The following is a 12,549-nucleotide window of genomic DNA, read 5'->3' on the forward strand; positions in this document are numbered from 1 at the left end:
GGTCCGAGCACCCAGGACTGAGTATCCGTACCTAGGGGGTGAGATGAGTACCCACGCGGATGGGGCCGGACCCGCGCGGACGAGAAGGTGGAGACACGGAGACAGGGCACGGCTCCGGCACCGGCGACACGGGGCGCCGGAACGGAGCGGCCCTCGATCCGCTCCTTCCGCCGGCCCGGCCGGCGGGAGCGAGACACGGGGGAGCCCACAGGAACGACCGCCACGGGGGTTCCACGGGGGAACGCACAAGGCGCCGGTCCGACGGCCCGCGGGGGACGCGGCCGTCGGACCGGCGCTCTCGCACGCCCGTCAGGGGCGTCCGCTCACCCGGCCCTGGAGCAGCCGGGACAGGGCGGCGTGGACGTCGTCCAGGGAGCGTTCCGGCTGGAAGGACTTCCAGTCCAGGGCGGCCACCAGGACCATGCCGACCAGCGCGGCGGCGGTCAGCTGGATGTCGATCTCGTCGCTGAACTCGCCGTTCTCCACCCCCTCGCGCAGCACCCCTTCGACGACCGCGACCGCCTCCTGGCGCACCACCATGAGCGTGGACTGCCAGGCCCGGTTGGTGCGCCACAGCTCTGCCACGTACAGCTGGGTGAAGGCCGGGTACCGGTCGATGAAGACGAGCCCCGCGCGAACCATCGCGTCCAGCGCGTCCACCGAGGAGCCGCCCTCGCGGGCCGTGTGCTCCGCCGCCTCCCGCAAGGAGGCGGTCAGGAGCCCCACGCCGTGCCGCAGCAGCTCCTCGAAGAGGACCGACTTGCTCGCGAAGTTGTAGTAGACGGTGCCTTTGGCCACTCCGGCCCGCTCGGCGATCTCGTCCACCGTGGTGGCGGAGAAGCCCTGCTCGGCGATGAGTGTGACGGCGGCCTCGTAGAGCTTCTGCCGGGTGGCCTCGCGGCGCGTGCTGCCGCCCGACGTCGTGCTGCGTTCCATGGCCCTGATTGTCACAGGAACGCCCGCGCGTGTGGTCACAGGCTCAGCTCCGGGTGGAGTCGGTCGAGCGTCCACACCTGGCGGCGACGCGCCGACAGGGCGGTGAGCGCGAGGGCGCCCGCGGTGAAGACGGCCAGCACCGCGCACGCCGTCCACACCGGTCCCAGTCCGCCACCGGTGACGAGTCGGCGCAAGGCCTGGACGACGTAGCTCATCGGCAGGAAGGGATGGATGGCGTTGAAGAAGTCCGGGGACGTCTGCACGGGGTAGGTTCCGCCCGCCGAGGTCAGCTGCAGCATCAGCAGGGCGAGGACGAGGATCCGGCCCGCCGCGCCGAAGCGCGCGTTCAGCCACTGCACGATCGCCGCGAAGCAGGCCGTCACCAGGAACAGGAACGCCACCGTCCCGGCAGCCCGGGCCGGCTGCAGCCCGATCGCCCAGTGCAGCACCGCCATCAGGGCCGCCGTCTGCAGCACCCCGATCGCCGCCACCGGGAGCCAGCCGGCCAGCGCGATCCGCCAGGCGGGGGCGCCCGCGGCGAGCGCGCGCCGGTTCATCGGCGCGATCAGCATGTAGGCCACCATGGCGCCCACCCAGAGCGACAGCGGGATGAAGTACGGGGCGAAGCCCGTGCCGTAGTTGGGTGCCTTGTGCAGGTCCTGAGCGGCGAGCCGGACCGGGTCGGCCATGACGCCGGTGCGCCGCTCGCGCTCCGGCCCGTCGTAGTCGGGGATCCGCTCGGCGCCGTCGTGCAGTCCGCCGGCCAGCTTGCCGGAGCCGTCGACCAGCTTGTACATGCCGCCGTTGAGCGTCTCGGCGCCCGTCTTCAGCCGGCCGACCCCGTCGTCCAGGTCGGACGCGCCCTTCTTCGCCGTGCCCAGGCCGGTGTGCAGGGCTTTCGCGCCCTTGGCGACCTCGGTGGCGCCGCTGTCGAGGGCGTTGATCTTCTCGACGGCGTCGTCGAGGTCCTCCGACAGGTGCGGGGCGCGCTCGGCGAGTGCGTCGGCCTGCTTCTCGAGCGTGGCCAGGTCGGCGTCGAGCTTCTTCAGGTCGCCGTCCTCGTCGGCGATCAGTGTGTTGAGGTCGTCGGCGATCGTCGCCACGTCCGCGGCGCCCTGCGCGGCCTTCTTCAGGTCCGCGCAGGCCGGGTCGGGCAGCACGGCCTCCTCGCAGCGCCGCCGGTGGACGGCGCTCAGCCCGTCGGCGGCCAGATGGGCGCCCTTGGCGGCGACCGGGGCCCGCTCGACCAGGGTGTCGAGGTTGTGCCGGATCCCGGCGGCCGAGTCGGCCACCAGCCGGGCCGTGTCCCCGATGGTCTTCTCGTTGTCCTTCAGGAACGGGCCCACCCGGTCCGCGGTCCCGTTGACCCGTCCGGCGAGCGTGTGCGTGCCGGCGGCGACCCGCGCCGCGCCGTCCTCCAGGTCGCCCGCGCCCCGGTGGAGATTCTTCAGGCCCCCGGACAGCTTGCCGCTGCCGTCCTCGGCGTCCTTCAGGCCGTCGGCGAGGTCCTTGGAGCCCTTCTCCGCCTTCCCGATGCCGCTGCTGAGCCGGTCGGCGCCGTCGGCCGCCTCGACGGTGGCGCCGTGGATGTCGGAGAAGGAGATGAAGATCCGGTCCAGGAAGGACCGGGCCGTCCTGGTGGACGCGGCCGTGCGCACCTCGCTGAAGACCGTCCGGGAGATCTGCCCGACGATGTAGTTGTTCGCGTCGTTGGTGCGCACCCGGAGGGCGCCCGACTCGGGCGAGGCGCCCGAGCTGGAGGCGATCCGCGCGCTGAAGTCGGACGGCATCGTCAGCGACAGGTAGTACGTGCCGTCCTCGACGCCCTTGCGCGCCTGCTCGGCGTCGACCTCGTGCCACTCGAAGGTCCGCGACTCCAGCAGCCGGCCGGTGATGTCGTCACCCGCGGTGATCCGCTTTCCGTCCACGGTCGCGCCCCGGTCGGCGTTGACGAGCGCCACGGGCACGCGGTCCAGGCGGCCGTACGGGTCCCAGAAGGACCACAGGTACAGCGCGCCGTACAGCAGGGGCAGCAGCAGGAGGGCGACGAGCGCGGCGCGCGGGAGCCGCCCGCGGCCGAAGCGCCGCAGCTCAAGTGCGGCCAGTCGGGGCGAGCGCATGCGCCGTCTCCTTCCCCTCGGTGGTGCTCCCGGCCGCGGTGGAGACCGCGACGGCGCCCTCGGGCGCCTCACTGCACACCGCGACGACCGTCGTGCCCGCCTCGGCGACCGAGCGGAGCAGCGACCAGGCCTCGGTCCGCTCCGCGTCCGACAGCTTCAGGTCCGCGTCGTCGACCCCGAGCAGCCGCGGGCGGCCGATCAGCGCGAGGGCCACGGACAGCCGCAGCGCCTCGATCCGCTCCAGGTCGCGTACGGCGGTGCGGGAGCCCTTGGGCAGGGCCTCACGGTCGAGCCCGGCGGCACCCAGCGCTGTGTCGATGCGCCGCCGCGTCTCGGTCGCGCGCTCGGCGCGCGGGCGCAGCAGCCCCCGCAGGGAGTCGCCGAAGCGGCTCTGGAGCAGCGCCCGCTCGTGCAGGTGCTCCCCGACGGTCAGCGCCGGGTCGAGATCGCTGACGCCCGGCACATGCGCCAGCCCGCTGATCCGGCGGACGGCGGCCATCTGCCGCGGCAGCTTCAGGCCGTCCACGGCGGCCGTGCCCTCGGTGGGCCGCATCCGCCCGGTGAGTGCGAGCAGCAGGCAGGTGCGCCCGGACCCGGACGGTCCCGCCACCGCGATCAGCGAGCCGGGCTCCGCGGCGAGATCGACGCCGCGGAAAGCCCAGCCGCGGGGACCCGAGAGCCCGAGGTTGTCGGCGACGACGCCGGCTCCGGCCACAGTCCCACCCCCGTTTCTGGAACTATTTTTGAACTGACTGGTCAGTGCAAAAGCTAGCCCGAACTTGCTGTCGAGGCAAAACCGCTGGTCAGAGCGGATTGTCAGTGCCATACCCGACGATGGGTGCCTACGGCACTCCGTAGCGGGAGCGCCGTCACCCAGACGACAGGAGGTTCGTCATGGCCAGCCACTCCGCAGCTGCCGCCCACCGGCGCCGCGCCACCGGCCCTGCCCCCTCACCGACCGGCCCCGCGAGCGACGTGCACCCCGTCCTGCGCCGGACCACGGCCCCGCCGGCCGCGTTGGACCTGCTCGCCCAGGCCCGCGCCGGACTCGACGAGGCGACCGTCCTCGACACACCCAACGAGCGCTACGCCACCGCCCACCTCGCCGCCCTGCGCACCGCCGCCGCGGTGCTCGCCGCCCGCGGCCGGCCGGAGACCACACCACGCAAGCGGGCCAGGATCCGGAGCGCCTGGGAAGTGCTCCCGGAGATCGCGCCCGAGCTCACCGAGTGGAGCGCGCTGTTCGCCTCCGGTGCCCGCCGCCGCGCCCTGGCCGAGGCGGGCATCCGGGGCGCGGCCGGCCGCCGGGACGCCGACGACCTGATCCGGGACGTGGGTATGTTCATCCGCCTCGTCGAGCGGATGCTGGTGCTCCAGCCGGTCCTTCCGCAGCCCCGCCGGGACACCGGCGAGCCGGACCCCGGCCGTCCCCGGCCCGACGGCCCGACCGCCCTGTCCAAGGGCATGCCGGACGCCGGCTGACCCGCCCGCCCCGAGGCCGTCCACGGTGATGACCAGGTGGGGCCCCGAAGGCAATAGGGTGGAGAGCGCCTGAAGCCTGCCCACCCGCACCCCGGGCCGGGGAGGCACCCCGTTCGCGCCGCCGGGCAAGAGGCGGTGCCGCGCCGAGGAGTCAACTGCCGTGCCGGACCCGATGCGCCCGCCCGTCGACCATCACCACGCGCCGACGACGTCGCCGCGCACCGACCCCTCCCGGCCGCGGGCCGCGCTCCGCACCGCCGTGGTCTGGGAGGTCCTCCAGGACGCCCTCGACCGCTTGGTCAAGGCCACGGGGCGGGAGTCGCTCGACGTCCTCGACACCGGTGGCGGCAGCGGCAACTTCGCCGTGCCCGTCGCCCGGCTCGGCCACCGTGTCACCGTCGTGGACCCCAGTCCCAACGCCCTGTTCGCCCTGGAGCGCCGCACGGCGGAGGCGGGTGTCGCCGACCGGGTCCGGGGCGTGCAGGGCGATGCCCACGGCCTGTTCGACGTCGTCGAGCGCGGCGGCTACGACGCGGTCCTGTGCCACGGCGTCCTGGAGTACGTGGACGACCCCGCCGAGGGCATCCGCAACGCGGTGGCCGCCTTGCGCCCCGAGGGCGTTCTCAGCGTCCTGGCCGCAGGGCTCGGCGGCGCCGTGCTCGCCCGCGCCCTCGCCGGGCACTTCACGGAGGCCAGACAGGCGCTCGACGACCCGAACGGCCGCTGGGGGGCCGGCGACCCCGTGCCGCGGCGCTTCACCGCCGAGCAGCTCACCGCCCTGGTCGAGGGCGCCGGCCTGCGCGTCGGAGCCGTGCACGGCGTGCGGGTCTTCGCCGACCTGGTCCCCGGTGTCCTGGTGGACACCGAACCCGGGGCGCTGGAGGCGCTGCTGAAGCTGGAGGAGGCCGCAGCCGAGTTGCCCGCCTTCCACTCCGTGGCCACCCAGCTCCATGTGCTGGGTGAGACACAAGGGGCCGCAGAGGCCTGAGCCGACCTCTGCGGCGTGTGGGACCGAGCGGCTGATCAGCGCGTCGGCGGCGCATGGAGTGCGCCACAGGCCCTCCGCTCGGGGGCTCGGAGCCGTATGATCGAGGGTGACCGCCCGGCATGACGGGTCGGCCGCCGGGGAATGCAAGCCTCAGCGAGCCGGGACGACCATGACGGTTCCCGGTTGGTCAATTGGCGTAGAGGGGCGGGTTTCACGGGGGCGATTCCCTGCCTATCCTGAAGAGACCCCCCCGGTCGCCCCGGCGACTGCACGATGAGGAGGACTCCGTGCCGCTCTCGGAGCACGAGCAGCGCATGCTCGAGCAGATGGAGCGAGCGCTGTACGCCGAAGATCCCAAGTTCGCGTCGGCGCTTGAGGGAAGCGGGCTGCGTACGTACACCCGGCGGCGGGTCTACCAGGCGGTCGCGGGCTTCCTCGTTGGTATTGCGCTCCTCATGGCCGGAATGGTCGCCAAGCAGGTCTGGCTCAGCGTGGTGGGCTTCCTCGTCATGCTGGGATGCGCGGTGCTGGCCGTGACCGGCTGGCGCAAGGCGCCCAAGCCCGGTGAGCAGGCCGGTTCCCAGGCGCACGGCCGGCGCCAGCACCGGCCCCGGCGCTCCATGATGGACCGCATCGAGGAGCGCTGGCAGCGGCGCCGCGACGAGCAGCAAGGTCATTGACCGCCGAACGGCATCAAGGACATCCCGAGGGGCGATCACCCGTGTGGTGGTCGCCCCCTCGCGCATACCCGGAGGGCGGGCGTCCCGTGGCCCCCGGGGGAGGTGTACGTATCCGGAGGCGCCTTCGCGCACGTACGCCGGAGCACCCGGATGCGCCGGACGGCCGGCCGGATGCCGCACGGCGCGACAGGCGGGGTGTCGGTTCCGACGGTCCGCCGGAGGCATGCCGGCGGCGGAGCTTGCTGTGGGCCCCCTGCCCGCGCCGGAGCCGCGGTGGAGCGGAACGCCCTCCAGGAGTCGGTTGAGCGGGGGTGGGCGTCCTGGTGGTCGACGCCCACCCCCGTGTCAGCCGATCAGCCGTTCTGGCCGCTCGGACGGCGCAGCAGTGCCGTCCAGCGGGCCGTCCACCGTGCCCGGGCCGCCCGCCAGCGGTCCGTGACGTCCCAGACCGCCCGGATCGCGGAACGGGGCGCGACGACGGCCCGCAGCCGGGTCGTTCTGCTCGCGCCCTTCCGCAGTGCCACGCGCACCCTGCGGACGTCGTCGGCGAGCCCCGGCCGGGCCTGGGGACGCGGAGCGAACAGCACCTGCTCCACCGCGCCCGCCACCCGGCGCGCCGCGCCCGCCGCCTGCTCGTCCAGCTGCCCCAGCCGCACGATCCGTTCCGCCGCCCCGCGCGGGGTCAGCGCGTCGTCCGGCGCGATGCCGTAGTCCCAGGCCGTGTCGGTCAGCTCGCGCCACACCGCCAGGACGTGAGCGGCCGACTGCGGAGCGGCCGTCCCCTCCGGCCCGGCCGCCGTCTGCTGCCCGCCCGCGGACTCCGCCCCGTCGCGGCCCGACTCGGGCACCCGGGCCGCCGCGCCGGCGGCGTCCGGCGCGTGCTGCGCCGAGGCCAGCAGCACGGTTCGCCGCCTGAACCGCCACAGCATCGGCAGCAGCGGGACCCCGACCAGGGCGAGCCCCAGGAGCGTCCAGCCGAGGAAGCCCCACCAGGGCACACCGCTGCCGCCCTTGTCGGACGGGTTCAGCGGGAGGGCGCCGGCGCAGAGGTCGAGATGCTTGTCCCGGGCGTCGCAGCTCGCGCTCCCGGTCGCCGAGGGCGCCGCGTCCACGCCCGCCGACCGCGTCGGCCGCGGCAGCTCGGGATCGCTGTTGCCCGGCGCCTGGGGCACCGTGTAGGACGGCGTCGTGCCCCGGTTGGGCGTCGGCTCGAAGCGGGTCCAGCCCACGCCCGCGAAGTACAGCTCCGGCCAGGCGTGCGCGTCCTTCAGGCTCACCGCCACGGTGCCGTCCGCCTGCGGGGAGCCGGGCGCGAAGCCCACCGCGACCCGGGCCGGGATGCCCAGGGTGCGGGCCATCGCGGCCATCGCGAAGGAGAAGTGGACGCAGAAGCCCTGCTTGTCCCGCAGGAACGTGGCGATCGCGTCGGTGCCGCTGCCGACTTCGACGTCGGTGTCGTACTGGAAGCCGCCGTTGATCGCGAAGTAGTCCTGGAGCTTCACGGCCCGTTCGTAGTCGCTCGCCGCGCCCGAGGTGACCACGCGGGCGGTGCTCGCGACCACCGGCGGCAGCGACCCGGGCACCTTGGTGTACTCACGCAGCAGACCCGCGGGCGGCTTCGGCGCGTCGGCCAGCTGCTCCGCCGTCGGCTGCACGTCGAGGCTCGTCACCTCGTACGTGGCACCGCGGGTGGTCTGACCGTGGTCGCCGACGAGCGTCATGCCCACCGGTTCGTAGCGCCAGTTGCCGCCGACCTGCACGGCGCTCGGCGGGTACGGCATGGGGAGCCAGTCCTGCGCGTACCAGTCGGCCGCCGAGACACGGGTGCGCACCGTGGCGCGCAGGACGTCGGCGGACAGGCCGGGCGGCGTCGGAAGGGTGTCCGGCACTGCGGTGATGCGCCGCTTGGCGGGCTTCCACGTGGTGCCGTCGAACTCGTCGAGGGAGACGATCCGCAGATACAGGTTCGACAGGTTCGCCGACGTGGTGCGCAGGGTCAGGACCGTGCGGTCCTCGTCCTGCTTCAGGCTGTCGCGCAGCGACACCAGAGGATTGACCGCCGAGATCGTGCCCCCGCCGCCGGTGCCCGTGCCCACGCCGGTGCGGGCACCGTCCAGCAGGCCGCCCTGTATCGCGGGCAGCGGCAGCATCGGCACCGCCAGGGCGATGCCGAGGGCGACCGCGCCGATCCGCCGCCCGGTGCGCACCGGGGCGAGCGGCCCGGGCGGCCCACCCGGAACGCGTGGCGCCGCGCCGAAGACCCGGCCCCACTGCGACAGCCGCTCGCGCCCCTCGGCGAGGAGCAGCATGAGGTATCCCGCAGCGGCGATCAGGAACCACGCCCAGCCGCCGGAGCCGTCGGACAGGCCCGCCGCGATCGAGTACAGCGCGAGCAGCGGCAGACCTGCCGGGGCGGCGCTGCGGAAGGTGACGGCGAGTGTGTCCACCAGGAGACCGATCAGCAGCACGCCGCCGAGGACCATCAGCCGGATGCCGTCGGACTCCATCGGCGCCGGCACGGCGTACCGCGCGATGTCGTCGGAGCCCTGCCGCAGGAGATCGGCGAAGTGCTGGAACGCCTGAGGGCCGGGCAGCACCCCGCCGAGGGCCTGCCGCCGGGCGAACAGCAGGGTGAGCAGCATCAGCGCGACCAGTGCCTGCGCGGCCACGGTGACGGGGCGGGCCAACGGCACCCGCCGTGTCGCCACCCCCACGCACGACTGGATGCCCAGCAGCGCGGCCGCCTCCACGATCCAGGTCGCGGGGTCGACCAGCGGCAACAGCGCGCACGCCGCCATCAGCGTGGCCGCCCAGGCGCACAGGGCCAGTCGGGCCCGGCTGCTCAGCACCGTGCCTCCCGGTGGCTCGTCCCGGCCGTCACCGCGCCTCCCCGTTGCCCGTTCCGCCGAGCGCCATGGCGCCCGAGCGTTCGTGGTCCGCCTGCTGCCACAGGCCGGCCAGCGGGGTGCCCCGCGGCACCTCCACGGCCGTCCACCCCGCCTCGCGCAGCATCCGCAGCCGCTCCTGTGTCCTGTTCATCGCTGCGGGCACGTCGTCCGGTTCACGCGCCCAGACGTCGCTGTCGAGTACGAAGGCGATCGCGGCTCCGCTGCGCTGCCGCATCCGCCCGGCCACCGCGGTCTGCTCCTCGTCGAGATCGCCGAAGAAGGCCACGAGCAGCCCCTCGTTCCCGCCGCGCAGCACGTCGTACGCCCGGGACAGGCCCGTGCCCGCGGAGTGGTCGATCACCGCGAGGGTGTCCATCATCAGCCCGGCCGCCTCCGCGGACCCCTGGCCGCCCGCCCCGAAGCCGTCCGCGCCCTCGCCCGGCACCGAGTCGCCCGTGTCCGTCAGCAGCCGGACCGAGAAGCCCCGCTCCAGCATGTGCACCAGCACCGACGCCGTGCCCGCAACGGCCCACTCGAAGGCCGAGTCCGGGCCCGCGCCGGCGTAGGCGGCGCCCCGGGTGTCCAGCAGCACCGTGCAGCGCGAGCGCTGCGGCTGCTCCTCGCGGCGCACCATCAGCTCGCCGTGGCGCGCGGTGGAGCGCCAGTGCACGCGGCGCAGGTCGTCGCCGTAGCGGTAGCCGCGCGGGATGACGTCGTCCTCGCCGGCCAGCGCCAGCGAGCGCTGCCGGCCGTCGCCGTACCCCTTCGCCTCGCCGGTCAGCCGGACCGGTGGCAGGGCCTCCACGCGCGGGATCACCGTCAGGGTGTCGTGCGTGGAGAAGGAGCGGGTCAGCTCGCACATGCCGAACGGGTCGGACAGGCGCAGCTGGAGCGGGCCCAGCGGGTAGCGGCCCCGCAGGTCGGAGCGGACCCGGTAGGACACCTCGCGCCGACCGCCCGCCTCGACCCGGTCCAGGACGAAGCGGGGGCGCGGGCCGAGCACGTAGGGCACCCGGTCCTGGAGCATCAGCAGGCCGGTGGGCAGCCGGGAGACGTTGTCCATCCGCAGATGGACGCGTGCCTCGCTGCCCGCGGGAACGCGGGCGGGGGAGAGGCGGCGGCTGCCGGCGACCCGGTATCGGGTGCGGTACAGCACCGTCGCGCACACCAGCGGCAGTACCGCCAGCAGCAGGCCCACCCGCAGCAGGTCCGCCTGCCCGAGGGCGTAGGCGCAGACGGCGGCGGCGAGGCCGGCGGCCAGGAAGGAGCGGCCACGCGTGGTCAGACCGGCCAGGGCGGTCCGGATGCCGCCCTTCTCCCCGCGGCCGGCCTCCGGGCGCCCGGTCCCCCCGGCGCTCATCACAGCCTCCGCGGGGGCTGCGCGGGGTAGGCGGGGGCCGCGCCGCCCAGGCCGTAGCCGTGCTGCTGGGGTGCCTGGGGCACCGGGGTCTGCTGCAGGATCTCCTGCACGACCTGCTCGGCGGTGCGGCGGTTGAGCTGGGCCTGTGCGGTGGGCAGCAGCCGGTGGGCCAGGACGGCCACGGCGAGGTCCTGGACGTCGTCGGGCAGGGCGTACTCCCTGCCGCTGAGGGCGGCGGACGCCTTGGCCGCGCGCAGCAGGTGCAGCGTCGCACGCGGGGAGGCGCCGAGTCTGAGGTCGGGGTGGGTCCGCGTGGCGGCGACCAGGTCGACCGCGTAGCGCCGGACCGTGTCGGCGACGTGGACGCCGCGGACGGCCTCGATCAGCTTCACGATGTCGTGGGCGTGCGCCACCGGCTGGAGGTCCTCCAGCGGGGACACGCCGCCGTGCACGTCGAGCATCTCCAGCTCGGCCTCCACGCTGGGGTAGCCCACCGACACGCGGGCCATGAAGCGGTCGCGCTGGGCCTCGGGCAGCGGGTAGGTGCCCTCCATCTCGACCGGGTTCTGCGTGGCCACCACCATGAACGGGCTGGGCAGCTCGTAGGTCTGCCCGTCGATGGTGACCTGGCGCTCCTCCATCGACTCCAGCAGCGCGGACTGGGTCTTGGGCGAGGCGCGGTTGATCTCGTCGCCGATGACGATCTGCGCGAAGATCGCTCCCGGTTTGAACTCGAAGTCCCGGCGCTGCTGGTCCCAGATGGACACCCCGGTGATGTCCGAGGGCAGCAGGTCGGGCGTGAACTGGATGCGGCGCACCGAGCAGTCGATGGACCGTGCCAGCGTCTTCGCCAGCATCGTCTTGCCGACGCCGGGAACATCCTCGATCAGAAGATGCCCCTCGGCGAGCAAAACGGTCAGCGTGAGCCGTACGACCTCGGGCTTGCCCTCGATCACTCCTTCCACCGAATCGCGCACACGCTCCGCGGTGGTGGTCAGATCCGTGAGGCTCGCTCGCTCGTCATAGGTCGTCACCCGGCCCTCCTCGGCCCGTTCTTTCTTTTGGGCCGACGCTCTGTGACGCGAAACCGGCCCACCCCGAACACGGACACCACACAGAAGTGGTTCCGTGTGACGTCACACCCCGCATTCTTGCTGCCGTTACCGATTCGTGTCACTCGCCTGTGGACAACTGGCAGCGATATGTCGGATCATATGACTTTTGGTGCTCGGTGGGCGAAGCGGAGGAGTTCGGGCGGGGCCGGAGTCGCCACGCCGGGCCCTCGTGCCGGGCCCTTCGTGCCGGGCGGACCGCGCGGGACGGCGGGCCGGTCAGGCCGGGTCGATCTCGCGCAGCAGGCCGGTCTTCACGTCGAAGACGAAGCCGCGCACGTCGTCCGTGTGCACCAGGAACGGCGAGGTGCGCACGCGCTGCATCGACTGCCGCACGTCCTGTTCGACGTCCCGGAAGGCCTCCACGGCCCACGACGGGCGCTGGCCCACCTCCATCTCCAGCTCGTGGCGGAACTCCTCGGTGAGGGACTCCAGGCCGCAGTTGGTGTGGTGGATCAGGACCACGCTGCTCGTGCCGAGCGCCCGCTGGCTGATGGTCAGGGAACGGATGACGTCGTCGGTGACCACGCCGCCCGCGTTGCGGATGGTGTGGCAGTCGCCGAGCTCCAGGCCGAGCGCCGCGTGCAGGTCGAGACGGGCGTCCATGCACGCCACGACCGCGACGCGCAGGACCGGACGGGCGTCCATGCCCGGGTCGGTGAAACGGTCGGCGTACTGCCCGTTCGCCTCCACGAGGCGATCCGTCACGGAACCCTGTATGGCGTCCTCGGAACCGGTGGGAACAGATGCAGAAGTCGTCATACCCATGACGTTACTGGTCACCGGCGATCCAGTCGCGCTGTGAGGTCGGGAGAAGAGCGTCATCACGTCCTTCCTGTGAGCTAACCCACACAGGTGGGCGAGGTGCGGCCGTGCGGGTGGTCTTCCCGGATTCCCCGGTTCGCAGTCCTGCCGGTCCACGACGCGCAGGCCGGTTGATTGACCGCGAGACAGCGTGGACTAAAGTGACGCGAAGCGGGAGG

10 protein-coding genes are annotated in these 12,549 nt (G+C 73.6%); 3 read left to right on the forward strand and 7 right to left on the reverse strand.

Translation table 11 applies throughout. The features are described 5' to 3' along the window. Positions 1-309 precede the first annotated feature (309 nt). From JS756_RS07110 to JS756_RS07120, 3 genes are read right to left on the reverse strand one after another with little or no spacing between them, the layout of a single operon-like run. A complete protein-coding gene (locus JS756_RS07110; RefSeq protein ID WP_205382116.1) occupies positions 310-936 on the reverse strand; it encodes a TetR/AcrR family transcriptional regulator in 627 nt (208 codons plus the stop codon). A 35-nt stretch (positions 937-971) separates the two neighbouring features. Beyond that, a complete protein-coding gene (locus tag JS756_RS07115; RefSeq protein ID WP_205382117.1) occupies positions 972-3,056 on the reverse strand; it encodes a YhgE/Pip family protein in 2,085 nt (694 codons plus the stop codon). Then, positions 3,028-3,771, reverse strand: coding sequence for an ATP-binding cassette domain-containing protein (locus JS756_RS07120; protein ID WP_307790377.1), 744 nt, complete (start codon positions 3,769-3,771; stop codon positions 3,028-3,030). The genes JS756_RS07115 and JS756_RS07120 overlap by 29 nt, the downstream gene beginning before the upstream one ends. 179 nt (positions 3,772-3,950) lie before the next feature. Between JS756_RS07120 and JS756_RS07125 the strand changes: the two genes are divergently transcribed. The 3 genes from JS756_RS07125 to JS756_RS07135 all read left to right on the forward strand — a co-directional run bounded on the left by JS756_RS07125 (position 3,951) and on the right by JS756_RS07135 (position 6,206). Continuing rightward, positions 3,951-4,538: an SAV_6107 family HEPN domain-containing protein gene (locus tag JS756_RS07125; protein WP_205382119.1), complete on the forward strand. Its 588-nt coding sequence runs from the start codon at positions 3,951-3,953 to the stop codon at positions 4,536-4,538. 160 nt (positions 4,539-4,698) lie between these two features. Then, on the forward strand, positions 4,699-5,526 hold the full coding sequence (locus JS756_RS07130) for a methyltransferase (RefSeq protein WP_205382120.1): 828 nt from the start codon (positions 4,699-4,701) through the stop codon (positions 5,524-5,526). A gap of 287 nt (positions 5,527-5,813) precedes the next feature. Further along, positions 5,814-6,206: an SCO2097 family morphological protein gene (locus tag JS756_RS07135; RefSeq protein WP_205382121.1), complete on the forward strand. Its 393-nt coding sequence runs from the start codon at positions 5,814-5,816 to the stop codon at positions 6,204-6,206. A 353-nt stretch (positions 6,207-6,559) separates the two neighbouring features. Here JS756_RS07135 and JS756_RS07140 read toward each other — a convergent pair whose 3' ends face one another. The 4 genes from JS756_RS07140 to JS756_RS07155 all read right to left on the reverse strand — a co-directional run bounded on the left by JS756_RS07140 (position 6,560) and on the right by JS756_RS07155 (position 12,328). Next, complete coding sequence (locus JS756_RS07140) at positions 6,560-9,052, reverse strand: transglutaminase TgpA family protein (RefSeq protein WP_205382380.1); 2,493 nt, start codon at positions 9,050-9,052, stop codon at positions 6,560-6,562. A 31-nt stretch (positions 9,053-9,083) separates the two neighbouring features. After that, positions 9,084-10,454, reverse strand: coding sequence for a DUF58 domain-containing protein (locus tag JS756_RS07145; RefSeq protein ID WP_205382123.1), 1,371 nt, complete (start codon positions 10,452-10,454; stop codon positions 9,084-9,086). After that, complete coding sequence (locus tag JS756_RS07150) at positions 10,454-11,488, reverse strand: AAA family ATPase (protein ID WP_205382124.1); 1,035 nt, start codon at positions 11,486-11,488, stop codon at positions 10,454-10,456. The genes JS756_RS07145 and JS756_RS07150 overlap by 1 nt, the downstream gene beginning before the upstream one ends. Before the next feature lie 297 nt (positions 11,489-11,785). Then, positions 11,786-12,328 carry a beta-class carbonic anhydrase gene (locus tag JS756_RS07155; RefSeq protein WP_205382125.1) on the reverse strand — a complete coding sequence of 181 codons (543 nt, stop codon included), beginning with the start codon at positions 12,326-12,328 and terminating at the stop codon, positions 11,786-11,788. Positions 12,329-12,549: the final 221 nt, after the last annotated feature.

This window comes from Streptomyces actuosus (genome assembly GCF_016921115.1).
GTDB lineage: Bacteria > Actinomycetota > Actinomycetes > Streptomycetales > Streptomycetaceae > Streptomyces > Streptomyces actuosus_A.